The organism is Mesoterricola silvestris (genome assembly GCF_030295405.1).
GTDB lineage: Bacteria > Acidobacteriota > Holophagae > Holophagales > Holophagaceae > Mesoterricola > Mesoterricola silvestris.
Genome location: NZ_AP027080.1, coordinates 3575791 through 3600871, shown reverse-complemented (window position 1 = coordinate 3600871; position 25081 = coordinate 3575791). Strand labels below are relative to the sequence as shown.

The 25081-nt window shown below is 68.8% G+C and carries 22 protein-coding genes; 13 read left to right on the top strand and 9 right to left on the bottom strand.

What is annotated here, in order from left to right; translation table 11 throughout:
* The first annotated feature begins 71 nt into the window (after positions 1 to 71).
* On the top strand, positions 72 to 623 hold the full coding sequence (locus R2J76_RS15555; RefSeq protein WP_316412554.1) for a thioredoxin family protein: 552 nt from the start codon (positions 72 to 74) through the stop codon (positions 621 to 623).
* Positions 623 to 1096, top strand: coding sequence for a GNAT family N-acetyltransferase (locus R2J76_RS15550; protein WP_316412553.1), 474 nt, complete (start codon positions 623 to 625; stop codon positions 1094 to 1096). Before R2J76_RS15555 ends, R2J76_RS15550 begins: the two co-directional genes overlap by 1 nt.
* Before the next feature lie 321 nt (positions 1097 to 1417).
* Here the strand turns inward: R2J76_RS15550 and R2J76_RS15545 are convergent, their stop codons facing one another.
* The 4 genes from R2J76_RS15545 to R2J76_RS15530 all read right to left on the bottom strand — a co-directional run bounded on the left by R2J76_RS15545 (position 1418) and on the right by R2J76_RS15530 (position 5228).
* The gene (locus R2J76_RS15545; RefSeq protein WP_316412552.1) at positions 1418 to 1987 is read right to left on the bottom strand and encodes a UbiX family flavin prenyltransferase; all 570 of its coding nucleotides are present in this window, start codon (positions 1985 to 1987) and stop codon (positions 1418 to 1420) included.
* Position 1988: 1 nt separating this feature from the next.
* Complete coding sequence (locus tag R2J76_RS15540) at positions 1989 to 2705, bottom strand: DUF554 domain-containing protein (RefSeq protein WP_316412551.1); 717 nt, start codon at positions 2703 to 2705, stop codon at positions 1989 to 1991.
* Positions 2706 to 2733: 28 nt separating this feature from the next.
* Positions 2734 to 4209: a UbiD family decarboxylase gene (locus tag R2J76_RS15535; protein ID WP_316412550.1), complete on the bottom strand. Its 1476-nt coding sequence runs from the start codon at positions 4207 to 4209 to the stop codon at positions 2734 to 2736.
* Positions 4210 to 4343: 134 nt separating this feature from the next.
* Positions 4344 to 5228 (bottom strand): LysR family transcriptional regulator, encoded by an 885-nt coding sequence (locus R2J76_RS15530; protein WP_316412549.1) that lies wholly within the window; start codon positions 5226 to 5228, stop codon positions 4344 to 4346.
* 189 nt (positions 5229 to 5417) lie between these two features.
* Here R2J76_RS15530 and R2J76_RS15525 point away from each other — a divergent pair, with 189 nt between their 5' ends.
* The 3 genes from R2J76_RS15525 to R2J76_RS15515 all read left to right on the top strand — a co-directional run bounded on the left by R2J76_RS15525 (position 5418) and on the right by R2J76_RS15515 (position 8669).
* Complete coding sequence (locus R2J76_RS15525; RefSeq protein WP_316412548.1) at positions 5418 to 6662, top strand: porin; 1245 nt, start codon at positions 5418 to 5420, stop codon at positions 6660 to 6662.
* Between the two features lie 415 nt (positions 6663 to 7077).
* The gene (locus R2J76_RS15520) at positions 7078 to 7398 is read left to right on the top strand and encodes a helix-turn-helix domain-containing protein (RefSeq protein ID WP_316412547.1); all 321 of its coding nucleotides are present in this window, start codon (positions 7078 to 7080) and stop codon (positions 7396 to 7398) included.
* Positions 7395 to 8669 carry a type II toxin-antitoxin system HipA family toxin gene (locus R2J76_RS15515; RefSeq protein WP_316412546.1) on the top strand — a complete coding sequence of 425 codons (1275 nt, stop codon included), beginning with the start codon at positions 7395 to 7397 and terminating at the stop codon, positions 8667 to 8669. Before R2J76_RS15520 ends, R2J76_RS15515 begins: the two co-directional genes overlap by 4 nt.
* Before the next feature lie 94 nt (positions 8670 to 8763).
* On the opposite strand, the gene R2J76_RS15510 is transcribed toward R2J76_RS15515, so the two are convergent.
* Positions 8764 to 10101, bottom strand: coding sequence for a cyclic 2,3-diphosphoglycerate synthase (locus R2J76_RS15510; protein WP_316412545.1), 1338 nt, complete (start codon positions 10099 to 10101; stop codon positions 8764 to 8766).
* 185 nt (positions 10102 to 10286) lie between these two features.
* Here R2J76_RS15510 and R2J76_RS15505 point away from each other — a divergent pair, with 185 nt between their 5' ends.
* A complete protein-coding gene (locus tag R2J76_RS15505) occupies positions 10287 to 13061 on the top strand; it encodes a DUF748 domain-containing protein (protein ID WP_316412544.1) in 2775 nt (924 codons plus the stop codon).
* 15 nt (positions 13062 to 13076) lie between these two features.
* Positions 13077 to 13598 (top strand): hypothetical protein, encoded by a 522-nt coding sequence (locus tag R2J76_RS15500; protein ID WP_316412543.1) that lies wholly within the window; start codon positions 13077 to 13079, stop codon positions 13596 to 13598.
* A gap of 541 nt (positions 13599 to 14139) precedes the next feature.
* On the opposite strand, the gene R2J76_RS15495 is transcribed toward R2J76_RS15500, so the two are convergent.
* Complete coding sequence (locus tag R2J76_RS15495; protein WP_316412542.1) at positions 14140 to 14721, bottom strand: peroxiredoxin; 582 nt, start codon at positions 14719 to 14721, stop codon at positions 14140 to 14142.
* Positions 14722 to 14877: 156 nt separating this feature from the next.
* Here R2J76_RS15495 and R2J76_RS15490 point away from each other — a divergent pair, with 156 nt between their 5' ends.
* Both R2J76_RS15490 and R2J76_RS15485 read left to right on the top strand, forming a co-directional pair.
* Positions 14878 to 16161 (top strand): arginine deiminase, encoded by a 1284-nt coding sequence (locus R2J76_RS15490; RefSeq protein ID WP_316412541.1) that lies wholly within the window; start codon positions 14878 to 14880, stop codon positions 16159 to 16161.
* 75 nt (positions 16162 to 16236) lie between these two features.
* Positions 16237 to 17466, top strand: a complete 1230-nt coding sequence (locus R2J76_RS15485; protein ID WP_316412540.1) for a trans-sulfuration enzyme family protein — start codon at positions 16237 to 16239, stop codon at positions 17464 to 17466.
* A gap of 395 nt (positions 17467 to 17861) precedes the next feature.
* On the opposite strand, the gene R2J76_RS15480 is transcribed toward R2J76_RS15485, so the two are convergent.
* Both R2J76_RS15480 and R2J76_RS15475 read right to left on the bottom strand, forming a co-directional pair.
* A complete protein-coding gene (locus tag R2J76_RS15480; RefSeq protein ID WP_316412539.1) occupies positions 17862 to 19838 on the bottom strand; it encodes a serine/threonine-protein kinase in 1977 nt (658 codons plus the stop codon).
* A 77-nt stretch (positions 19839 to 19915) separates the two neighbouring features.
* The gene (locus R2J76_RS15475; protein WP_316412538.1) at positions 19916 to 21877 is read right to left on the bottom strand and encodes a thioredoxin domain-containing protein; all 1962 of its coding nucleotides are present in this window, start codon (positions 21875 to 21877) and stop codon (positions 19916 to 19918) included.
* 131 nt (positions 21878 to 22008) lie between these two features.
* On the opposite strand from R2J76_RS15475, the gene ffh reads away from it, so the two are divergent.
* The 4 genes from ffh to R2J76_RS15455 all read left to right on the top strand — a co-directional run bounded on the left by ffh (position 22009) and on the right by R2J76_RS15455 (position 24534).
* Positions 22009 to 23364 (top strand): signal recognition particle protein, encoded by a 1356-nt coding sequence (gene ffh / locus R2J76_RS15470; protein ID WP_316412537.1) that lies wholly within the window; start codon positions 22009 to 22011, stop codon positions 23362 to 23364.
* Between the two features lie 34 nt (positions 23365 to 23398).
* The gene (gene rpsP, locus R2J76_RS15465; protein WP_316412536.1) at positions 23399 to 23641 is read left to right on the top strand and encodes a 30S ribosomal protein S16; all 243 of its coding nucleotides are present in this window, start codon (positions 23399 to 23401) and stop codon (positions 23639 to 23641) included.
* Between the two features lie 81 nt (positions 23642 to 23722).
* Positions 23723 to 23989, top strand: coding sequence for a KH domain-containing protein (locus R2J76_RS15460; protein ID WP_316412535.1), 267 nt, complete (start codon positions 23723 to 23725; stop codon positions 23987 to 23989).
* On the top strand, positions 23989 to 24534 hold the full coding sequence (locus tag R2J76_RS15455) for a ribosome maturation factor RimM (RefSeq protein ID WP_316412534.1): 546 nt from the start codon (positions 23989 to 23991) through the stop codon (positions 24532 to 24534). The genes R2J76_RS15460 and R2J76_RS15455 overlap by 1 nt, the downstream gene beginning before the upstream one ends.
* Here the strand turns inward: R2J76_RS15455 and R2J76_RS15450 are convergent.
* Complete coding sequence (locus R2J76_RS15450) at positions 24449 to 25045, bottom strand: hypothetical protein (RefSeq protein WP_316412533.1); 597 nt, start codon at positions 25043 to 25045, stop codon at positions 24449 to 24451. The genes R2J76_RS15455 and R2J76_RS15450 overlap by 86 nt on opposite strands.
* Positions 25046 to 25081 lie beyond the last annotated feature (36 nt).

Here is a 25081-nt window from a genome sequence, read left to right as displayed (position 1 = left end):
TGGACGCCGATCAAGGGGATGAAGGGGATCTGCCCGCAGGTTATGATCGAGGACCGCTGAAAGGACCTGCCGTGCCGCGCCTTCCCCTGCTCCCAGCCGCCCTCGTGGCCCTCGCCGCCACCCCCGCCCTCGCGGGGCAACCCCGGCCCGCCCAGGATCTCCTCCGGGAGGCCCAGGCCGCGGCGGCGCCCTCGGGGCGGACGGTGCTGGTGGCCTTCCACGCCTCCTGGTGCTCCTGGTGCCGGCGCCTGGAGGCCGTCCTGGCCCGGCCCGCGGTGAAGGAGATCATGGACCGCCACTTCGTCACCCAGTGGCTCACCATCCAGGAGCGCGGGCCCAAGAAGGAGCTGGACAACCCCGGCGCCGCGGAGCTGTACGCCACCTGGACCGCCGGCGCGAAGACCGGGATCCCCTTCTACCTGGTGCTGGACGCCCAGGGCGCGCCGCGCTCCTCCTCCATCCGCCCCATCGCCGGCGGCCCCGCGGAGAACATCGGCTATCCCGGCAGCCCCGCCGAGATCCAGGCCTTCATCTCGCTCCTGAAGGACGGCGCCCCCGCCCTCACCCCGGCCGAGACGGCCGTCCTCGCGTCCGAACTGGACGCCGCCAAGCCGGGGAAGTGATGCTCACCCTCCGCCCCGCCGCCCCCGCCGACATCCCCCTCATCCTCGCCTACGTGCGGGAACTGGCCCTGTACGAAAGGGCCCCCGAGAAGGCCGTGGCGACCGAAGCCGACATGGACCGCGCCCTCTTCGGGGAAGCGCCCCTGGCCTGGGTGATCCTGGCCGAGTGGGAGGGGCGCCCCGCCGGCTTCGCCCTGTGGTTCTACAACTTCAGCACCTGGGAGGGCAAGCCCTCGCTGTACCTGGAGGATCTCTTCGTCCGACCCGAGTTCCGGGGCCACGGCATCGGCAGGACGCTCCTGAAGCGCCTGGCCGCCATCGCCCTGGAGCGGGGCTGCACCCGGTACACCTGGTCCGTGCTGGACTGGAACCAGCCCTCCATCGAGTTCTACGAGAGCCAGGGCGCCCAGGTGCTGAGGGAATGGCTCCATTGCCGCGTGGAGGGCGAGGCCCTTCGCAAGCTGGCGGAATAGAAGGCTCTTGTGTCTGAACAGGGATGGGGCATTCCCGATCGGATCGGTGCAGGGAGTGTCCAGGGAACGCTTCACGTCAACGCACGGAACCGGCGATCCGGGTATGCCAGCAAAAAACCAAACGCTGGGACGCTGAGATCTCGCTGGGGCGCTGGGGGACCAATCTCTTTCGGGAACGATTCCGCGGTTCCACCCATCCTTCAGCTTTTTTCCTTCTTTTCCCCAGCGCCCCAGCGAGATCTCAGCGCCCCAGCGTTTGATTTTTTTCAATGAATCTTCCGACCCGCTCCGAACAATCCGGCCAGAGCCTCACCCCGCCATTCAGCCCTTCCATCTCCTGAACTTCTCGTATTCCATCCCGAACTCCGCCATTACCTTCCCCACCAGGTGATCCTCCATGTCCCCCACGGACGCGGGTCCGTGGTAGGACGTGAGGACGGGCGGCATGATCACCACACCCATCGTGGCCAGGGTGAGCATGTTCTGGAGGTGGATGACGCTCAGGGGCGTCTCCCGGGCCAGGAGCACCAGCTTGCGGCGCTCCTTGAGCGTGACGTCCGCGGCGCGCAGGAGGAGGTTCTCGGAGTAGCCGTGGGCGATGCCGGCCACCGTCTTCATGCTGCAGGGGATGACGACCATGCCTTCGGTGCGGTACGTGCCGCTGGCGATGGTGGCGCCGATGTTCCTGACGTCATGGATGCGGGTGGCCAGGGCCTCCAGCTCCCCCGGGGCGAGGTGGAGTTCGTGCTCCAGGGTCCGGCGGGCGCCGTCCGTGGTGACCAGGTCGGTCTCCCAGCCCTCCTGCCCCCGCATGGCCTGCAGGAGCCGGATGGCGAGGTTGGCGCAGCTTGCGCCGCTGATGCCGACCACGAGGCGCTTGGGACCGGACATCCTAGTGCACCATGAAGCGCACCCAGAGGGCGCTGATGGGCATGGCGATGAAGAGCGCCGGGAGCATGTTGGCCACCGAGAAGGGCTTGATGCCCGCGATGCGGAAGCCGGTGGCGACCATGATGAGGCCGCCGCAGGCGGAGAAGTCCGCGATCATGAAGGGGGTGGTCAGGGGCAGGATCTTGGTGGCCAGGAGGAAGAGGCTGCCCTGGATCACGAACTGCGGGATCGCGAGGGTGGCCACCGAGTAGCCCAGGGCCGTGGCGAAGATGGCCGCGGTGAAGAGGTCCAGGAAGGACTTGACCATGAGCAGGGAGGTGTCCCCGGTCATGCCCTCGTTCATGGCCCCGAAGATCCCGGTGCCGCTGGCGCAGAAGAGCACCAGGATGGCCACGAACTTGCCCAGGAACTCCTCGTGGGTGATGCCCTCGGCGGGCTTGGCGAACGTGTCGATGAAGCCGCGGGTCTTGCTGGCGAGCTTCATGATGTAGTCCTCCAGATGGAGGAGCTCGCCGATGGCGGTGCCCACCAGGAGGGCGAGGATCACCGCGGGAAGGAACTTGACCTTGACGATCATGGCGATGCCCAGGCCCATGGAGGAGACCCCGAACACGAGGGGCATCTTGGTGCGCAGGTTCTCGCTGATCTTGTTGCCCATGGAGGCGCCGGTGAGGCTGCCGAGGACGACGGACGCGCCGTTGACGAAAGGACCGATCATTGTGGCTCCGGAAAAGGGGGTTGGCGGATTAGAGGAACCGCTTGTAGTCGACTTCCATGAACTGGGCGCGCTGGAAACGGGCCTTGAGCTCGAAGGGGACGGTGCAGTCGAAGATGGCCTTGGTGGCGATGCCCTTGCCGCGGATGGACGGGCTCATCTCGGGGGTCTGGGAGGGGTCCAGGGGGTGGCAGCGCACGCCGGGGATGGCGATGACGTCGGCGTCGGCCTGGAAGCGGGTGGTCATGGCCCACAGCACGTCGTTGGTGTCGAAGGGATCCACGTCCTCGTCCACGAGGATGACGTGCTTGAGCTCCGAGAAGGACGAGAAGGCCAGGAGCGCGGCCTGGCGCTGGCGGCCCTCGTCGAAGGGCACGGCCTTCTTCACCTGGAGGATGGCGAGGTACTTGCCGCCGCCCGAGGGATGCGCGTAGACGTTCTGGAGGAAGCCCGGAAGGGCCTTGCCCACCATGGTGGTGATGGAGGCCTCGGTGGGGATGCCCGCGAGGTTCACGTGCTCCTCGGAGGGGCCGATGGTGGTCTGCATGATGGGATTGACGCGGTGGGTGACGGCCGTGACCTTGATGACCGGCAGGCTCGGGTGGGCAGGGCCGTTGTAGCCGGGGAATTCCGGCATGGCCTTGCCGGTGTGGCTGTTCTGGTCCTCCACGACGCGCACGTCGGGCTGGAGGAAGCCTTCGATGACGATCTCCGCGTTGGCGATGGCCTTGGCGTCCACCGTGAGGCACTCCACCACTTCCACGGCCTGGCCGCGCACGGCGCCGGCGATGCCCAGCTCGTTGAAGCCCAGGGGCGTGGAGGGGGCCTCGAAGCACGCGGCGACGTACACCGCGGGGTCCAGGCCGATGCTGATGGAGATGGGCTGGGGCTTGCCGGCCTTCTCCGCCTTGATGCGGAAGGAGTCCAGGTGGCGCCCGGGGACGAACATCATGGAGATCTCGTCCTTGCCCTGCACGCACAGGCGGTGGATGGTCACGTCCTCCTGGCCGTTCTCGGGATCCTTGCCGTAGCACAGGCCCATGGTGATGAAGGGGCCGGCGTCCTCGGGGGTGTTGGTGGGAGCGGGGATGAGGGTGCGGATGTCGAAGCCGGGATCCGTGGCCTTGTGCACCACCTCCTGGCACACGGCGCTGCCGGCCTTGACCACCTTGGGCACGATGGGGTTGTTCAGGGCCTCGCAGAGGACGGTGCCAACCTTGTCCACGGTGGTGCCCAGGAGCAGGGCCACGCGCCTGCGGTCGGCGAGCATGCCGATGGAGACGCGGGAGCCCGGGAAGCCCTTGATGTTGTTGAAGAGCATCGCGGGGCCGAGCTTGGTGGGGCGCATCACGGTGCCGCCCGCGCCGATGTAGCGGTAGACGCCGGAGAGCTCGGCGACGGGGTCCACCTCCACGTCGGTCTGGTGCAGCTGGCCTTCGTGCTGCCCGAGGAGTTCGAGGGCCGACCGCAGGTCGTGGACGTTCACGGCGGTTGCAATTGGTGACATGGAGGTCCTCCTTTAAGGATTCCCCATGAAACCGCGGGCGGATCGGCCGCGGATAATACCGTTTCCAACTGCCCTCCATTGCCCTTCGATATGATCCGGGGAGGGGGGACACGTGCGATTACGTGGCGACCCTCCTAGCCGGCCACGATGGTCTCGATGACGTCCCGCGCCGCCTGGGAGAGGTACCGGTCGGTGCGGTGGATGAGGGCGGGGTGGAGGGACATGCCCGGAAGGTCCAGGGGGTGGATGCTGAAGCGGCCTCCCAGGGTCGAGGGGATCTCCGAGGCGGGGATGATCGCCGCGGCCTCCAGGCCCCGCAGGAGGCAGCCCAGGAGGGTGCGCACGTCGGGGCAGTCCAGGAGGATGTTCGGCCGGATCTTCTTCTCCTGGAAGGCCTTCAGCAGGTATTCGTAGGTGCCGCCGCCGGTCCACCGCCGCATGCACAGGAGGGGGATTCCCGCCAGGTGCTCCACGCCGACCCGCTCGGGCATGCCTTCGGGCTCGAGGGACGGGGGCAGGACCACCACGAGGTTTCCGGTGGGCAGCAGGCGCACCGTGTAGCCCTCCTCCGGCACGGGCAGGAGCAGGATCGCGAAGTCCAGCTCTCGGGAATCCACGTGGTTCGCCAGGTCCGAGCTGTCGGAGATGAGAAGGCTGAACTTCAGCCTCGGGTAGCGCCGGTGGAGGGAGGGCAGCACCTTCAGGAAGGTGGAGGCGCAGACGCTGGACGTGCCGATGCGGATGGTGCCCGAGAGGCCGTCGGCGACGTTCTTCACTTCCGAGGGGAGATCGCCCAGCTGGTCCAGCACCTGCCGGGCCCTTTCGTACAGCAGCTGCCCGGACTCCGTCACCTGCCAGGCGTGGCCTTCGCGGATGATGAGCTGCACCCCCAGTTCGTCCTCCAGCTCCTTGAGCCGCTGGCTCAGCGGGGGCTGGGACATGTTGAGGAGGCGCGCGGCGCGGCTGATCTGTCCCTGCTCGACGATGGTGCAGAAGTAGGTGAGCCGCTTCGTGTCCATGGGGATCCCCTCATATCGGCCTGAAATGGTCCCCAGTGCGAAATGGTATTTGGGCGCATCCCCGACTGGGCGTATTCCCATAGTGACCCATTTTTTTCCTCCCGGGGCAAGCGCCCCGATCCACGAATGTCCCCGTGCCGCGGCCTGTACCGCCGGGGGACACGTCCACCCTTTTCGAGGAGCGCCATCATGCGACGCAATCTCCCACCGTTCGTCCTGGCCCTGGTGACCCTGGCCGCCTCCGCGCAGGCCCCCGACGTGCAGATCTACGGGACCCTGCTGCCCTTCCTGGAGAGCGTGAAGACCACGGGCTCCACGGCCCCCGGCCTCACGCCCGCGCTGGGCGGCGCCGCCCAGGTGCCGGGATCCGCCTACACCGGCCTGGACCTGCCGTCCCGCCTGCGCATCACGTCGGGCACCTCCAACCTGGGATTCCGCGGCGCCTGGAAGCTGGGCGAGGACCTGCAGGTGTTCTGGCAGGTGGAGAGCGCCATCAGCCCCGACGGGGACGCGCCCAACACGCTGGCCGGGCGCAATTCGGCCGTGGGCCTCAAGGGCAGCTGGGGCACCGCCTTCTACGGCAACTGGGACACCCCCTACAAGTTCCCCCTCCTCGCCGTGGGCCCCCTGCGCGGCCTGAGCCCCTTCGACAACGCCCTCACCGCCAACCCCGGCTTCAACGTCCCCGGCACCACGACCCAGAGCGGCCGCGTCAACGGCAAGGCCGATGCCGCCTTCAACCGCCGGCAGGGCAACAGCGTCCAGTACTGGTCCCCCGTGTGGAACGGCTTCTCCGCCCGGGTGGGCATCTCCGTGGACGAGGGCAGGACCACGGCCACCGCCGCCGCGCCCTCCATCAGCCCCACCATCTATTCCGGTCTCGTCACCTACGCCCAGGGCCCCCTGAAGGTCAGCTACGGCTTCGAGCGCCACAGCGACTACTTCGGCCTCTCGCAGCTCGGGGGCAGCGCCGGCGCCACCCTCACGAACCGCTCCTCCTCCGACACCGGCCAGGAGCTGGTGGCGTCCTACGCCTTCCCCACCGGCACCAAGGTCTCCGCCGTGGCCGAGCAGCTGACGTACGAGGCCGACGACACCGCCGCCGGCGCCATCCGCCAGTACAAGCGCACCAACTGGTACACCCTCGTCCAGCAGCAGCTCGGCAGGCACCAGCTGTGGGCCGCCTACGGCCGCGGAAGCGCCGGTTCCGCCCAGCGCGTGGGCGGGGGCGGCGCCAGCACCGACGGCCTGGAGGGAACCCAGTGGAGCGCGGGCTACTCGTACGCCATCGCGAAGAACGTGGACCTCTTCATGTCCTGCTTCGGCATGACCAACGGCCGCTCCGGAAGCCTCGCCGAGTTCCCCCCCGTGGGCACCGTCGCCCCCGGCGCCAGCACCACGGGGACGGGGCTGGGGCTCCTCCTCACCTTCTGAACCGGATCCTGCCCTGGTATTTGATCGTACGGGTCCCGGACGGTCGCCCTGGTTCGTCATCGCCGGACAAGCCGGCGATGACGGGGGGTGGGGAGGGGACGATGGGGCTGTGCTGCGCGCATTCCCTTCGGTGGGCGGTTCGGAATCCGGAACGCAGGGGCGCTCCGGGGAGGCCTTGGCATGGAGCGCGGCTGGCAAAGGATGGATGGGGTCGCTTCGAGGGAGACAGGTCGGCGTCGGACGGCGCCGACGCTGGTTACCATAAAGCAACAAAATTTGTGCATTGATCTTAAAATTTATGGTCAATGCGCAAAAAATAGCGCTTTGACGAAATTTTGAATGGGCGTATATTGTGAGCTATAAGGCGCAAAATGATTAACTTTGTGCTTTCGATTCATCCTTTAGAGGCAAAAGAATGCTCACTTCTGACTTTCGGTTCCTGACACCCGCGGAGGTGACGGCGGAGATGGGACGGCGGATTCGAGCCTACCGCCTCCAATGCAACCTGGATCAGCGGGCCGTGGCCGAGCGCGCGGGGATCTCAAGGCGGACCCTCCAGGGCCTGGAGAAGGGGGCGGGGTCCACGGTGGAGACGTTGGCGCGGGTCCTGAAGGCCCTGGACAGGGTCCAGTCCCTGGAGGCGTTCCTGCCGGAACCGTCCGTCAGCCCCATCGCGCTTCTGGAGGGCCCAAGGGAGCGCCAGCGGGCCTTTCGCAGGAAGGAGGACCGCCGATGACGCCCCCTGCCATCCAGGTGCGCATCTGGGGGAAGAACGTCGGGGCCGTGGCCTTCGACCCCCAGGCGAACGCCTACGCGTTCGAGTACTACCCCGGGTGGGTGAAGGGCGGCGTCGAGCTGGCCCCGCTCCAGATGCCCCTGCGGGGCCGCCGGCGGTTCACCTTCCCGGAACTTGCGCGTCCGACCTACCAGGGCCTTCCCGGCATGCTCGCGGACGCCCTTCCCGACCGGTTCGGCAACGCCCTCATCGACGCCTGGATGGCCCGGAAGGGCATCCGGAAGGACCAGGTGACGGCCCTGGACCGTCTGGCCTACATGGGACGGAGAGGGGCGGGGGCCCTGGAGTTCCGCCCCGCCCTGGGAAGCGTCTCCGACGCCAAGACCCCCCTCCGGATGGCCCGTTTGGTGGAGGAAGCCCGGAGAGCGGTCCAGGGGAGCATCGAAGGTGACCGGGCCGCGGGCTTGGCCTTGGCGGAGATCATCCGGGTGGGCACGTCGGCGGGCGGGGCCCGGGCCAAGGCGGTGATCGCCTGGAATCCGGCCACCCAGGAACTCCGGAGCGGCCAGTTCGAGGTCCCTGAAGGCTTCCAGCACTGGCTCCTGAAGTTCGACGGTCTCACCGGGGGCGGGGAATTCGGGGACCCCGCCGGACACGGCCGCGTCGAGTACGCCTATCACCTCATGGCCCGGGCCGCCGGCATCGAGATGGCCGATTGCCGCCTTCTTGAGGAACACGGCCGGGCCCATTTCATGACCCGGCGCTTCGACCGGGAGGCGGGGGGGAAGGTGCACCTGCAGAGCCTGTGCGCCCTGGCGCACCTTGATTTCAACCAGGTGGGGGTCCATGCCTATGGCCAGGCCTTCATGACCCTCAAGGCCCTCTCCCTGGCACCGGAATCCACCGACGAGCTCTTCCGGCGGATGGCCTTCAACGTGATGGCCCGGAACTGCGACGACCATCCCAAGAACGTCGCCTTCATTCTCCGGCCGGGTGGCACTTGGCGGCTTGCCCCGGCCTACGACCTGACCTTTTCCTACCGGCCCGGGAGCACGTGGGTCTCCCAGCAGTTCATGAGCGTGAACGGCCGGTTCCAGGGCATCACCCGCCAGGACTTTCTGACGGAGGCGGACCGGTTCTCCGTGAGGAACCCGGCCGGGATCCTCGCAGAGGTGTCGGCGGCCCTGGATGCATTCCCCGAGTGGGCCGCCAAGGCGGAGCTGGCACCGGACAAGGCTGAGGGGGTGGCAAGGCAGTTCCTCCGCCTGTAGCCGGTCCGGACCCCTAGGACGTGCTTGGGCGGGCGTCCTGAAATGCGAACGGGAGGGCGCCCAGGGGCGCCCTCCCGTTCCTTTCGGGGGCTGTCTAGCGGGTGGTCACCGCGGCATCCACGGCGGCCTTGACCTGCTGGGCCAGCTGGCCGGGCTTCACTTCGGCCAGCTCATAGGCCACGCGGACCATGGGCTTGGAGACCTTCAGGACGCGGGTGATGTCGATGGGCGTGGCGGAGATGACCACGTCGCAGGGGGTGGCTTCGATGGTGCGCTCGAGGTCGGCCACCTGCTGGGCGCCGTAGCCCATGGCGGGGAGGATGCCCTTGGCGTTGGGATACTTGGCGTAGGTGGCGGCGATGGACTTCACGGCGTAGGGGGTGGGGTCCACGAGGGTGCCCACGCCCACGGCCTTGGCGGCGACGACGCCGGCGCCGTAGCTCATGGAGCCGTGGGTGAGGGTCGGGCCGTCCTCGATGACCAGGGCCTTCTTCCCCTTGACCTTCTCGGGGTGCTCGCAGGTGACGGGGGAGTTGGCGCGGATGACCACGGCCTTGGGATTGAGGCGGGCCGCGGCGGCCTCGATGGCCTTGATGTCCTCTTCCTTGGCGGAATCGCACTTGTTGATGACGATGACGTGGGCCATGCGGAAATTGGCCTCGCCGGGGTGGTAGATGGACTCGTGGCCGGCGCGCAGGGGGTCGGCGATGACGATGTGCAGGTCGGAGGCGTAGAAGGGCAGGTCGTTGTTGCCGCCGTCCCACAGGATCACGTCCGCTTCCTTTTCGGCGCTGCGGATGATCTGCTCGTAGTCGACGCCCGCGTACACCACGAAGCCGTTATCGATGTGCGGCTCGTATTCCTCCCGCTCCTCGATGGTGCACTCGTGGAGGTCCAGGTCGGCGTAGGTGCCGAAGCGCTGGCAGGCCTGCTTGGCCAGGTCGCCGTAGGGCATGGGGTGGCGGATGGCCACCACGCGCTTGCCGAGGCCCTTGAGGATATTGGAGATGTAGCGGGTGGTCTGGCTCTTGCCGGCGCCGGTGCGCACGGCGGTGATGGCGATGACGGGGACCTTGGACTTGATCATGGTCTTGTCGGCGCCCAGCAGCTCGAAGTCCAGGCCCTGCGCGATGCAGCGGCTGGCCATGTGGCCGATGTACTCGTGGGTGACGTCGGAGTAGGAGAACACGGCCACGTCGGGCTTCTCCCGCTTGACGATCTGCTCCAGCTCCTGCTCGGGGACGATGGGGATGCCGGCGGGGTAGAGCTTCCCGGCCAGGACGGCGGGGTAGATCCTTTCGTCGATCCCGGGGATCTGGGTGGCGGTGAACGCGACGACCTTGAAGTCGGGGTTGTCGCGGTACACGGTGTTGAAGTTGTGGAAGTCGCGGCCGGCGGCTCCCAGGATGACGACACGACGCGGGGTGGACATTCAATTCTCCCTTTGTGGGTCGACCGAATTACCGACACACCCGAAATGGGTAGTCATGGTCTCGGGACCATGGTTATGCGGCAATGGTAGTCCTTTAGGCGGGTTTGTCACATGCATCGTGACTTTTGGTATACATGACCGGATCAGGAGGATATCCCCGGCCGGAAAAGTGCTAGTCTTTGCCCATGAATACATCAAATCTCCTCCGACGCGTCCTGGGGCGCCGCTGGGTGCAGGTCCTCGGCCTCCTGGTCGTTCTCTATGCCGCGGCCGGGTTCCTCCTGGCGCCGGCCCTCATCCGGGCGCAACTGCCCAAGCGGCTGGGGCCCCTCCTCCACCGGGAGGTCACGGCGGCCCGGGTGCGCGTGAACCCCTTCGCCCTTTCCGTCACCCTGGACGGGTTCCTGGTGAAGGACAAGGACGGCTCCGCCCTGCTGGGCTGGGACCGCCTCTACGTGAACCTGGGCGCCGAGTCCCTGTTCCGCCTGGCCCCGGTGTTCCAGGAGATCCGCCTGGAGGGCTTCCATGCCCACGTGGCGCTGGACCGGGACGGCAACCCCACCTTCCAGGATCTGCTGGCGCCCTCCCCGGAACCCGCGAAACCCGCCGGGCCCCTCCCGGACCTGCGCATCCACAAGCTCACCGTGGTGCGCGCCCAGGTGGTCTTCGCGGACCGGTCCACCACGCCCGCCTTCACCACCACCCTGGGCCCCCTGAGCCTGGACCTGGACGCCTTCCGCCTGAAGCCCGACAGCAACAACCCCTACGCCTTCACGGGGCGCACGGAGCGGGGCGAGACCTTCGGGTGGCGGGGGCATTTCTTCGTGGGGCCCCTGCGCAGCCAGGGCAGCTTCTTCGTCGGGGGCCTGAACCTGCCCAAGTACGCCCCCTACTACCGCGACCAGATGGGCGTGGATGTCCTCTCCGGCTCCCTGGACCTCAAGGCCGAGTACGAGCTGCTCTGGGGGGAGGGAAGGCACGCCCTGCGTCTCCACCGGGGCGAGGCGGGCCTGGACCGGCTCTCCCTCGGCGAGGCGGGGGTTCCCGGCTCCGCGGTGGACCTGGCCGAGGTGCGGCTCCGGGGCCTGGAGGCCGATCTGCTGGAATCCAAGGTCCACGTGGCCTCCCTCGCCGTGCGCAACGGCAGCCTCAAGGTGGAGCGCAACGCCGCCGGCGCCATCAACCTCATGCGCATGGCCACCCCCCGGGTGCCCCCCAAGCCGAAGAAGGCGGAACCCTTCACCTTCGACCTGGACGAGCTCCGCGTGGAGAACCAGGCCATCGCCTTCCGGGACCTGGTGCCCAGACGCCCCGTGAACCTGGCCCTGGACCAGCTGAACCTCACCGTGCGGAACTTCAGCATGGATCCGGAAAAGCGCTGCGACGTGGACCTGGGCCTGCGCTGGAACGGCAGGGGCCGCATCCTCGCCACGGGGAGCGCCGCGCCGCTGAAGTCGGCCGGATCCCTGGAGCTCAAGGTGGACGACCTGGACCTGGCGCCCCTGGACGGCTACGCGGCGCCCGAGGCCACCCTCGTCGCCGGGCGCCTGGGGCTCGCCGGCCACGCGGATTTCGATGTGCCCGCGTCCCGGCACGCCTTCCGGGGCCAGGCCCACGTGGACGGCTTCAAGGCCACGGCGGGCAACGCCGACGTGGCCTGGGACGCCCTGCGGGTGGCCGGCATCCGGGCCACCTCCAGCCCCATGGCCCTGTCCACCGGCGCCGTGGACTGGGAACGGCCCGCCTTCAGGTTCGTGCGCACCGCCGAGCCGGCCCCGGCGCCCCCCGCCGGAAAGGCCGCACAAGCGCCCGCGGCCCCCGTGAAGGCGGAGATCGGGGCCTTCCGTTTCAAGGGGGGCTCCTTCACGTTCCTGGACCGGACCCTCCAGCCGGTGGTGGCCCTCTCCCTGGACCACGTCGACGGCCAGGTGGGGCGGCTCTCCTCGGACCCCGGGTCCCGGGCGTCCATGGAGCTCAAGGCCCTGGTGGACGGCGCGGCGCCCCTCACCGCCAAGGGCACGGTGAACCTCCTCTCCCAGGCCGCCTACACGGACCTGACCCTGGTCATGGGCGGCATGGACCTGTCGCCCCTGGGGCCCTACGCGGGCCGCTACGTGGGCTACGGCATCGAGAAGGGGAAGCTGCAGCTGGACCTGAAGTACCTGGTCCAGGACCGCAAGCTCGAAGGCGAGAACCGCATCCGCATGGACCAGTTCACCCTGGGGGAGGCGGTGGACAGCCCCGAGGCCATGCACGTCCCCGTGAAGCTGGGCCTGGCCCTGCTGCGGGACCGGCACGGCCTCATCGACCTGGACGTGCCCGTGCGCGGGGACCTGGCCTCCCCGGACTTCAGGCTGGGGCGCGTCATCTGGAGGGCCATCATCAACGTCTTCGCCAAGATCGCCACCTCGCCCTTCGCCCTCATCGGCAAGGCCTTCGGGGGCGGCGACGCGGACCTCAGCCTCCTGGCCTTCGCGCCCGGGGCCGACGCCGTGGATCCCCAGGGCGCCAAGGTCCTGGAGACCCTCGAGAAGGGGCTCTTCGAGCGCCCCGGCCTGCGCCTGGAGATGGAGGGCACCGCCTCCGAAGGCGACGTGCCCGCCCTCAAGCTCGCGGAGCTGGAGGCCTCTTTGGCGCGCCTCAAGGGCCAGCCCCTGGCCCCCGGGGAACGTCCGAAATTCCTGCGCGCCGCCTACCTCCAGGCCTTCCCCCCGCCCAAGGATCCCAAGGAGGCCAAGGCCGCCCCGGAACCCGCCGCCGGGGACATGGAGGCGCGGCTCCTGGCCCGCATCGACGTGGACGCCGCCGCCCTCCGGCTCCTTGCGCGCCGCCGGGTGCAGGGCGCCCGGGACCGCCTCCTGGCTTCGGGCCGGGTTCCCGAAGACCGGGTTTTCATCGTGGACGGTGGGGAAAGAGCGCGGAAAGAGGGCGGAAGCCGGGTATATTTCCAGTTGAAGTGATTTGCGGAGGGATTCGTGAACAGGTTGCTGCCGGTCTCGCTCACCCTCCTATGCGCCTGGCCCCTGGCCGCGGCCGACGGCATCCAGTACCAGCTGAACATGCGGGCGATCCGCCCCGGCTCCACCCTCGAGAAGCTGGGTTTCTCCGGCGCCGCCGCCGGCGGAGGCTTCGCCGTGCTGTTGGGCAAGGAGGCCATGCGGGCCCGCATCCGCCTGGACGTCGACTCCTTCCCCGGCGACGGGGACCGCATGGCCATGAACAACTACAGCCTCGGCATGGACGGCCTCCTGGAGTTGGCCCCCGATTCGGTCTTCCACCCCACGATCTCCGCCGGCGCCGCCCTCCAGAAGTGGAGGCTGGGTTCCCAGGGCACCTTCAACGGCACCACCGGCCTCCTGAAGCTCGCCGCCCGGGCCGAGTTCGGCATCCAGTACCGCCAGCGTTTCGCCCTCTACGTCGGCTTCCTCACCGGCAGCATCGGCTGGGATCGCCGCGTCCGCTGCCCGTACGCCGGGTTCTCCATGAACCTCCTCTGAGGCGACCCGGTAATCGCCCGTGTCCCGGACCTTCGTCAGGGATTCGGTGACGCAGGCAAGCTGCGTCACCGAAAAGCTCCAGGCACGGGGTGGAGGGTGGGTGTTGCCACGCTCCGGCTTCGATGGGGGATGCGGCCCTGGAGGCGGGGCGGCTCCCCGGTTGGGCCTAGGGTCCAGCGATACGCTTCAAGTGTTCCAGGGTGGCCGTGTCTTCGCGCCGACGCTGACTGGCCCGCACCGCTCGCAAACCTCTGCGATCAGCACGATCCCTTCACCCGCAAGCCCAAAGCCCACGCCGCTTTCGCCTGAGGCGATCAACGTCGGCGCGACCCGCTCTCCATGCCGGAAAACTCGAAGCGTGTCCCTGACCCCTAGGCCCCCCAGGAGAGCCCCCATCTCCACAACAGCCCCAACCCCCCATCGAAGCCGGAGCGTGCCAACACCCACTCTCAATCTCCCGCCGCGAGCTTTTCGCTGACGCAGCTTGTCTGCGTCAGCGAATCCCTGGCGAAGGTCCGGAACCCGTACCTTCACCCCGCCGCTAGTGGTTGGCCGCGTACTCCCGCAGCCCTTCCTGCGTCGGCTTCATGGCCTTGTCCCCCTTCTTCCAGTTGGCCGGGCAGACTTCGCCGTGCTGGGTGTGGAAATCCAGCGCGTCCACGACGCGGAGCACCTCCTCGACGTTGCGGCCCAGGGGCAGGTCGTTGACGGTGATGTGGCGGAGGATGCCCGCCTCGTCCACGAGGAAGAGGCCGCGCAGGGCGATGCCGCCGGGCAGGAGCACGTTGTAGTCGGCGGCGATGGACTTGGAGAGGTCGGAGACCAGGGGGAAGCTCACGCCCTTGATGCCGCCGTTCTTGACCTCGGTGTTCGCCCAGGCCCAGTGGCTGAAGTGGGAGTCGACGCTCACGCCCAGCACCTGGGTGCCGCGGGCCTCGAATTCCTTCACGGCGTCGGAGAAGGCCAGGATCTCCGTGGGGCATACGAAGGTGAAGTCCAGGGGGTAGAAGAAGAGGACGACCTTCTTGCCCTTGTACTGGCTGAGGGTGACCTCCTTGAACTCGCCGTTCACGAGGGCGGTGGCCTTGAAGTCGGGGGCGGGTTGAGTGACGAAAGCAGCCATGAGGCCTCCAGGAATGGAACGTTTTCCAGTGAAATCCCAGGCTACGATGAGCTCCGCGGCCGGGGCAAGGGAATTGTGACCAAATCGGTAAACTTTTATTGAAAACCGTTTTCGGATAAGCTTATCTTCAACTTTTGGACGGTTTTTGAGGACGCCATGCCCGCAATAGAGCTATCGATATTTTCCGAAATCGGCCGCCTGCGCCAGGTGGTCGTGCACAAGCCGGGCCCCGAAGTGGACATGATGGTCCCGGACATGATGGAACAGCTGTTGTTCGATGACATCCTCTACGGGGACCTGGCCCGGGCCGAGCATGAGGTCTTCCGGAAGGTCCTGGCCCGGGTCGCCGACGAGGTGCTGGACATCCAGGATCTCTTCGTGGAGTCCATGGAATCCGAAGGGGTGAAGCTGGCCTTCATCGAGGACTTCCGCCGCCTGGTGGACATGCCCGACGAATCGGCCAACCTGCTGCGGGACATGGCCCCCGCGGACGTGGCGCGGGCCGTGATCACCGGCATCCCCTGGGACGACACCCTCGACCACACGCACTGGCAGAAGCGCTTCGACTACACGGTCCGCCCCATCCCGAACCTGCTGTTCATGCGGGACCCCGCGGCGGTGGTGGGCCGGGGGTACAACATCAACTTCATGGCCACCTGGGCCCGGGAGCGGGAGCCGCTGATCCTCAGCTACGTCTTCCGCCACCACCCGCGCCTGCGGCACCTCCAGGAATCGGACCGCCTCTTCGACCAGCTCACCCCGCTGCTCAAGGGCCAGATCCGCATGCCCCAGAGCCTGGAGGGCGGCGACACCCTGGTGCTCTCCGACAAGGTCCTGGCCGTGGGCTGCTCCGAGCGCACCTCCGCGGACGCCATCCACATGCTTGCCGAGAACCTGCGCCGGCAGGATCTCTCCTTCGACACCCTGCTCATGGTGCTCATGCCCAAGGTGCGCAGCGCCATGCACCTGGACACCATCTTCACCCGGGTGAGCGAGAGCGAGTGCCTGATCTATCCGCCCTTCTTCACGGACCAGAGCCGCGAGCTGCTCAACGTCGTGAAGTTCGACCTGCGCCATCCGACCCTGCACACGTCGGTGGAGGCCAACCTGCTCCGGGCCCTCAGGGGCGCGGGCATCGACCTGGAGCCCATCCGCTGCGGCGGGGACAACTACATCATGCAGCAGCGGGAGCAGTGGACCGACGGCGCCAACGCCTTCTGTCTCGCCCCCGGGGTGATCGTCATGTACAGCCGCAACCACGCCACCGCGGACGAACTCGCCAAGGCCGGGTACCGGATCCTCATGGCCCGGGACCTCATCGCGGATCCCTCCATCGATCTCCTGGACGGGGGCAAGTGGGCGGTGATGCTCGAAAGCGCGGAACTGAGCCGCGCCCGGGGCGGCCCGCGGTGCATGACCATGCCCCTGGCCAGAAGCTGACAAGGTGTGACCTCCGACACCCCGGTTCCGGATCCCGGGGCTTCATAATCAAGCTGCCAAGGATCCGGAGCCCCCATGACCGCCAAGCCGCAGACGCGCATCTTCTCCCACGGGTACGACCCCCAGCGCTCCGAAGGCGCCGCCGTGCCACCGGTGTTCCGCACCTCCACGTTCATCTTCAAGACGGCCGCCGAGGGCAAGCGCGCCTTCGAGATCGCCTACGGCCTGGATTGCGCCAAGGCCGGCGAGAGCCCGGCCCTCATCTACACCCGGGTGAACAACCCCAACAGCGAGATCCTGGAGGACAAGGTCGTGGTGTGGGACGGCGCCGAGGCCGCCGCCCTCTTCTCCTCGGGCATGGGCGCCATCTCCAGCACCTGCCTGGCCTTCCTGAAGCCCGGCGATACGCTGCTGTTCTCGGACCCGGTGTACGGCGGGACGGAATTCTTCTTCCGCCGCGTGCTCCCCCAGTTCAACATCCGCACCATCCCGTTCCCCGCCGGCACCCCCCGGGAGGAACTGGAGCGCATGGTGAAGAACGACCCCACCGTCAAGGTCATCTACATCGAGTCCCCGGCCAATCCCACGATGATGCTCTCGGATATCCGGGGCGCCGCGGAGATCGCAGGCCGGTACTCCCGGGAGGACCACCGCATCCTGACCGTGGTGGACAACACCTTCATGGGACCCATCTTCAGCAAGCCCCTCGCCCTGGGCGCGGACGTGATCCTCTATTCGGCCACCAAGTTCCTGGGCGGACATTCCGACCTGGTGGCGGGGGTGGCCATGGGCAGCGCCGCCCTGGTGGGCCAGATCAAGGTCATGCGCACCATCCTGGGCTCCAACTCCGACCCGGACACCGCCTGGCTCATCCAGCGCTCCCTGGGCACCCTCCAGCTGCGCATGGAGCAGCAGCAGGCCAGTGCCCGGCGCATCGTGGACTTCCTGCTCACCCACCCCAAGGTCCAGAGCGTGGCCTATCCCGGCAGCCCCGCCATGGGCGAGGCCCAGACGGCCCTCTGGCGGGACCAGTGCACCGGCACCGGGAGCCTCATCGCCTTCTGCGTGAAGGGCGGCGAAGCCGAGGCCTTCCGGGTGCTGGACGCCGTGGAGCACATGAAGCTGGCCGTGAGCCTCGGGGGCATCGAAAGCCTCATCGAGCACCCCTCCTCCATGACCCACTCCGACATGACCCCTGCCGAGAAGGCCCAGGCCGGCATCACCGACAACATGATCCGCATGTCCGTGGGCCTGGAGGATCCCCAGGACCTCATCGCCGACCTCGCCCAGGCCCTTGGGGCCTGACGGAGCCGTCCGGACATCCCGCACCAGCCTGCCCCGCCGGGGGCTGCATGTTGATTCATCCAGGTTCCGCAGGGATGGCGCGACCCACCCGGGTCCCACCACCAGGCCCCGACCCACCGAGAGCGCATGCACAGCAGCGAGCTGCTGCGCATGCGCTTGCCGTGATCCATCGACAAGGGGCAAGGCGCGCGGGGGGAAATCCAACCCCAACCCTCCTTCCTGCCCCACGTGCCCAAGCAGCGCACCCCCGACCCAAAACAAGAAGCACCCTCGAAAGGGTGCTTCGGGGTCTCGCCAGTGGACGGTTTCCGGATCGCCGTCGCTGGGGAAGGGGCTCGTTCTTAGACGGCCTCAGGTGTAAGGGAAGAGCGACTATTTTCTACCCTGCACCCAATCTAGGCTCCCGGGGGGCGGAAACAAGGCTGTGTTTTCTGCCTCATGAGATCTCGCTCGGTTGTTAGTCCGTTAAGCATGCGTTTGGCGGCCAGAAGGGCCGGTGGGCGTGGGTCTTGGGTGCGGGTCCAGTAGAAGGCCAGGGCGTGGTCCAGGGTGGGTTTGGGGTCGAGGCCCGCGTCGGCCTGGTGGCGGGCCGCCAGGCACTGGGTGGAGATCCAGTCCGCCTGGGCCGTGGGGGCGTCCGGGTCGATGAGGAGGGCCTGGTCGGAACGGGTCCTCAGGTCCTGGACGGTCTCCCGGGTGAGCCTGCCCCGGGCCCGGGCCAGGTCCGCCAGGCCCAGGGCCGCCACCAGGGCGGCATGGCGGAGGTCCCCGTCGCTCTGGGCCTGGCGCGCGCCGTCCTCGGCCCAGCGGAGGGCCTCCCGGTAGGTGCGTTCCGCGGCGGCGTCATCCCCCCCCGCCAGGTAGGTGCGGGCCAGGCGGGTGAGGCAGAGGGAACCCAGGGCCCCGGCCTCCCGCATCCAGGGATTGGCCTTCTCGGCTTCCCGGCAGTGGGCGAGGGCGCCCTGAAGGTCATGGCCCATGAGGGAGACCAGGGCCTGGGCGAATTCCTCCCGGTCCCGGCTCAGCCCCCGGGCCTTGTGGAACCAGGCCAGGGCCTGGGCGCGCAGTTCCTCCGGGGCGGCCTGGCCGCGCTGGGACGGTTCTTCCTCCAGATCCAGCCACTGGCGGGCGCAGGCGAGGCCCAGGAGGTAGGCGGTGCCGGGCTGGGCCGGCCCCAGGGACCAGGCCCTCCCCAGGGCCGTGCGGGCCGCGGGGAGGTCCGCCAGGCAGAAGTCCGCGGTCCCCCGCACCAGGTCCCAGGCGGGTTCGCCGGATCCCCGCACGGCGATCTTGGCGGCGCGGATGCGGGCCAGGGCGCCGCGGATGTCGTGGAGGGGCCGCTCGCGCTCATCGTGCAGGCCGGCCAGGAGATTGCCGGCTTCCTGGGTGGCGCGGGTGAAGGCCTCCTGGGCGCGTTCCCGGGTGCCGGCCCGGTGCCAGGCCAGGCCGCCCAGGCCCGCCAGGAGGCCCAGGGCCGCGGCGGCGGCGGCCAGGCTCCGCCAGCGCCGGGCGGCGCGGCGCGGGGCCCGGCCCAGGAAGGCCCAGAGGTCGTCCGCCAGGGCTTCCATGGTGGTGTAGCGGTCGGCGGGGGCCGGGGCCAGGCAGCGCAGGAGGAGGGTCTCCAGGGCCACCGGGATGGTGGGCTCCAGGGCCCTGGGGGCGGGGAAGCGCTGCTCCCGCTTCACCTTGAGCATCTCCTGGGTGACGGTGCTCACGCAGGGGGGCCGGCCCACCAGGAGGAAGTAGAGGGTGCCCCCCAGGGCATAGACGTCCGTGGGGGGCCCGATGTGCCGGCGGTTGCCCCGCACCTGCTCCGGGGCCATGTAGGCGGGGGTTCCCGTGAGGGCGTCGGGCAGGGTGAGCACGGAGGCGTCCACGTGCAGGGCCAGTCCGAAATCGCAGATGACGGGTTTCCACCCTCCGCCCTCCAAGGGCTCCAGGAGGATGTTGCCCGGCTTGATGTCCCGGTGGATCAGGCCCCGGCGGTGGGCCTCCCCCAGGGTGCCGGCCACCTCGGCGATGATGGCCACGATCTCCTCGAGCTCCAGGTCGTGGGTGGCGTCCTCCAGCGTGGGGCCGCGCACCAGTTGCATGGCGATGCGCGGCACCCCTTCGTGGGCCTCGATGTCATAGATCCGGCAGATGTTGGGGTGCTCGATCTTGGCCTGGAGCTGGGCCTCGTGCATGAAGCGCACCATGGCCGCGGGTTCGGCGTGGGTGAGGATCTTGAGGGCCACCAGCCGCCCCAGGATCGTGTCCCAGGCTTCCACCACGTCCCCCATGCCCCCGTGGCCCAGCAGGGGGCCCAGGACGTACCGGCCGTCCTTCTTCCCCTTCTCGTACCAGTCTGGCCTTGCGTTGGGCTGGGGCATGGCCGGCTCCGGGGTGGGCGGCTAAATGACCGATCGGGTCACCTAGGTGCCGCCGCCTCAAAAATAGTTATTGTTAATTAATTTGTCAACCGATCCCTGAGCCGGAGCGGATCGGTGACCGGGGCCTCGCAGACGCCCTGGCGGCAGACGAAGGCCGCCGGTTCCGTGCCCCGGCGGTCCCGGTGCAGGGGCAGGGCGGGGTCGGCCTCCACCAGGGAGAGGATCCCCCCCGCCCGCGGGGCCCCGTGGGCCGCGGCCACCAGGGCCCGCACCCGGGGATCCCCCGGGTCGCCGGCGATGACCACCTCGGGCCCCGGCGCCAGGGCCGAGGCCAGGACGCCGGCCATGCCCGTGACGGCGGCCGGGGCCCGCTCCAGGAGGGGCGCCGCGGCCCGCAGGGCGCCTTCGGCGGCCCGGCGGAAGGGGTCGTGGTCGAAGTGCCGGGCCAGGGCCAGGAGGGCCCGGGCGGCCAGGGTGTTCCCCGAGGGCACCGCGCCGTCCTGGAAGGGCTTCTGGCGCACCAGGAGGTCCGGGCGGGCGATGCTCCCGAAAAAGCCCCCCCCGGGATCCTGGAACCGCTCCAGGAGGATCTCCCCCAGTTCGAAGGCCCAGCGCAGGCGCCGGGCGTCGAAGCCGGCCTCGTAGAGGTCCACCAGGCCGCAGGCCACGGCCCCGTAATCCTCCAGGAAACCCGGGGTGTGCCCGTGGCCCCGCCGCCAGGTGCGCAGGAGGCCGCCGTCCCGCCACAGTTCGGCGCGCAGGAAGTCCGCCAGGGCCCCGGCGGCTTCCAGGAACCGGGGCTCCCCCAGCGCCTGGTGGCCCCGGGCCAGGGCGCTGAGGGCCAGGCCGTTCCAGCCCGCCAGGACCTTGTCGTCCTTGCCGGGGCGCGGCCGGGTGTCGCGGAAGGCCAGCACCCGGGCCCGCAGGTCCTCCGCGGTGGCGCCCCCGGCCTCGAAGCGGTGGAGGACGCTGGCCCCGTGCTCGAAGCAGCCTTCGGCGCTGATGCCGTAGGCCTGGCAGAAGCGCGGCGCGTCCGCGCCGAGGATGCCTTCGATCTGGGCCGGGGTGAAGACGTAGAAGCGGCCCTCCTCGCCCTCGCTGTCGGCGTCCTCGCTGGAGTGGAAACCGCCGGAGGGGTCCCGCAGGTCCCGGAGCAGGTAGTCCAGGGTGGCCACCGCGGTGTCCCGGTACCGGGGTTCGCCGGTGAGCTGGAAGGCCTCCAGGTAGCAGGAGGCCAGCAGGGCGTTGTCGTAGAGCATCTTCTCGAAGTGGGGCACCAGCCACTGGGCGTCCACGCTGTACCGGGCGAAGCCGCCGCCCAGGTGGTCGAAGATCCCGCCCTCGGCCATGGCGTCCAGGGTCCGGAGGGCCCGGGCCCGGTCCGCCCCGGACCCGTGGCGCAGGAGCAGTTCCAGGCCGGTGGGCTGGGGGAACTTGGGGGCCGGGCCGAAGCCGCCCCACCGGGGGTCGAAGGCCCGTTCCAGGGTTTCCAGGGCGCGGCGCACGGGCTCCCCGGTGGGCAGGGCGGCGGCCGGGGGCGGATCCCGGTCCAGGGCGGCCAGGAGGCTCGCAGCGTCGCTTTCCAGGTGGGGGCGCTGGGCGCTCCAAGCGCCCCGGATGCTCTCCAGGAGCTGCAGGAAGGCCGGGAGGCCGTGGCGGGGCGTGGGGGGGTAGTAGGTGCCGCCGTAGAAGGGCTTGAGGTCCGGGGTGAGCCAGACGCTCATGGGCCAGCCGCCCCGGCCGGTAATGGCCTGCACCGCGCCCATGTAGAGGTCGTCCAGGTCCGGGCGCTCCTCCCGGTCCACCTTGATGGGGATGAAATGGGCGTTGAGCTCCGCCGCCACGGCGGCGTCCTCGAAGGACTCCCGCTCCATGACGTGGCACCAGTGGCAGGCGCTGTACCCGATGCTCAGGAAGATCGGCTTGTCCTCCTTCCGGGCCCGCTCCAGGCTTTCGGCGTCCCAGGGATTCCATTCCACGGGATTGCGGGCATGCTGGAGGAGGTAGGGGCTGGTGCACTGCGCGAGACGGTTCGCCATAGTCGACTCCGGAAGTCGACATTCTGGCACGGATCGTGGGCCCCAAGCCTTTCCGTTGAGTACCAGCCGCTTTGGCGCTAAGATCATGGGTTCATCCCACGCTGGGATGGCTCTGCCTGTCTTTGGGACCCATGTTCGAAACCCTGTCCGATAAACTCAGCCGCGCGATGAAGTCCCTCCGGGGGCAGAGCCGGCTGTCCGAGAAGAACATCGAGGAGGCCCTCCGGGACGTGCGCATGGCGCTCCTGGAAGCGGACGTGCATGTGCAGGTGGCCAAGGCCTTCCTGCAGCGGGTCAAGGAGAAGGCCCTGGGCGTGGAGGTCCTGAACGGCCTCAACCCGGCCCAGCAGTTCATCGACGTGGTGTACCAGGAACTCACCGCCATCATGGGCGGCCAGGCTCCCGAACGCCCCCTGGACATGGCCGCCAAGCCGCCCACGGTGGTGATGATGGTGGGCCTCCAGGGTTCCGGCAAGACCACCACCTGCGGCAAGCTCGCCAAGTACCTCAAGAAGAACGGCCATTCCCCCCTGCTGGTGCCCGCGGACGTGTACCGCCCGGCCGCCATCGAGCAGCTGCACGTGGTGGCCAAGGACGCGGGCGTGCCCAGCTTCCGCACGGATTCCATGGAGCCGGTGGCCATCTGCAAGGCCGCCATGCAGGAGGCCGTCCTCAAGGGCTGGGACGTGGTGATCCTGGACACCGCCGGCCGCCTCCACCTGGACGACGTCCTCATGAATGAGCTGGCGGCCATCAAGGACGCCTGCGGCCCCACCGAGATCCTCTTCGTGGCCGACGCCATGACCGGCCAGGACGCCGTGCGCTCCGCCGGCGCCTTCCACGAGAAGCTGGCCACCACCGGCGTCGTCCTCACCAAGGCCGACGGCGACACCCGGGGCGGCGCGGCCTTCAGCATCCGGCACATCACCGGCACCGCCATCAAGTTCGTGGGGTCGGGCGAAAGGCTGGACGACTTCGAGCGCTTCCACCCGGACCGCATGGCCCAGCGCATCCTCGGCATGGGCGACGTGCTCACCCTCATCGAGCACGCCAAGGACACCATCGACGAGAAGGACGCCGAGCGCATGGCCCAGCGCCTGGTGAAGAACCAGTTCACCCTCGAGGACATGCGGAACCAGTTCCAGCAGATCCAGAAGATGGGCTCCATGCAGAAGATCATCGGCATGCTCCCGGGCATGGGGAAGATGAAGGAGCAGATCGAATCCGTGGCCACGGACAAGCGCATCAAGCACCTGGAAGCCATCCTCAATTCCATGACCCCGCGCGAGCGGCAGAACCACAATCTCCTGGACGCCCGGCGCAAGCGGCGCATCGCCGCCGGCTGCGGCCGCCCCGTCCACGAAATAAATCAGCTTCTCAAACAGTACCTGCAGATGAAGAAGATGATGTCCCAGATGAACAACCCCGGTTTCATGAAGCGGATGCAGGCCATGCAGGGCATGCAGAATCCGCCCTTTTCACTCTAACCCGCACTATTCTTTCAACACCCAAGGAGTCCCGATGCTCTCTATCCGTCTCGCCCGCAACGGCGCCAAGAAGCGGCCCTTCTACCACATCGTCGTGTCCGAGAACGACCGCATCCCCACCGGCCGCGCCATCGAGGTCCTGGGCTTCGTGAACCCCATCGCCCAGAACGGCGAGACGGTGCGCATCGACGCCGACAAGGCCAAGGCCTGGATCGCCAAGGGCGCCCAGCCCTCCAAGACCGTCCTGGAACTCTTCAAGAAGAATTCCATCCTGTAAGCTCGACACGCCGGCCCGGAACCCGGGCCGGCGAATCTGGCCTTGTAGGCCGGTTGGCCACGGCCGCCCGGCGGAGCTTCCATGAACTTTGAAGCATTTGTTACCGATGTGCTGTCCCCCATCCTGGACCACCCCGAGGCGCTGCGGGTGGAGGTGAAGGAGGGCGGGCGCAAGCTCGACGTGCTCATCTTCGCCGAGGCCCGGGACCGGGGCCGCATCATCGGCAAGGGCGGGCGCATGATCACCTCCCTGCGCACCCTCGCCAAGGTCGCCGGCGAGAAGGCGGGCCTCACCGTGAACCTCGAACTGTTCGACGGCGACGAGCTTCCCGCCAAGGCCGGGGAATAATGTTCCTCCTGGGCCACCTCGCCAAGGTGCAGGGCCTCAAGGGCGAATTCCTGCTGCACGAGCTCATGGACGAGCCGGAAAAGCTGGACGGCATGGCCGGCCTGGTGCTGGCGCCCCCGTCCCTGGACCTGGAGACCGCCGCCCCCGCCGCCCCCGCGCGGCCGGTGCGGGTGCGTTCCTTCCGGTTCCACCAGGACCGCGCCTGCGTGTCCTTCGAGGACATTCCCGACCGCACCGCCGCCGAGCCCTTCAAGGGCTGGGCCATCTGGGCCCCCGACGCGGCGGTCACCCTGCCCGAAGGCGAAACCTTCCGCCATGCGTGGATCGGCTGCCAGGTGTACGTGCACGGCGCCCTGGCGGGCGAGGTGCTGCGCCTGGACCCCACCCCCATGGGGTACGACATGGTGGTCCTCAAGGATCTCCGCCCCGGGCGCACCGGCCAGCGGGACGTTCCCTACATCAAGGCCTGGTGGCAGGTGGATCTGGAGGCGCGCCGCCTGGATCTGGACCCGCCCCCGGGGCTGCTGGACCTGGACCTGGACTGACCGTCCCCCCCACGATGCGGATGTGGGCCAGCGCGTAGCCTTCCTGGTCGCCGTGGCCGAAGGCGTAGGCCAGCACGCCCTCGAATTTCGCGGCGCACCCGGGCGGCACGAAGCTGAAGACCGGCGGCGCGCCTCCCCGGGCCGGGCGGGCCATGTCCAGGAGGATCCGGCCGTGCCGGCTGTCCCTGAGGTAGAGGCGCCCGGAGAAAGCCTCCCCCGTCCGGAAGGCATGGAAATAGGCGGGCGACAGCGGGGCCAGACGAAGCCCCGCGCCGGGGGCCAGGAGCACTTCCGCGCCCGGTTCCAGGTCCTCCGCGGGCGTCCAGGTGCGCCGGCCCGCGTCGAAATGAAGGATCCGCAGGCGCCCCCTCAGGGCGGCCCGCCTGTCCACGCCCAGGGTCCACGGTTCCCGGGACTCGTTGGAGACCAGGATGCAGGCCCCGTCCTGCCGGGGGGTTCCGGAGGCCAGGGCCGGAAGGCCGATCGCGAGGGCCAGGGTCAGGGTTTTCACGGTGGGGTTCCCGGGGAGGATCCGGAGCGGTAGTTA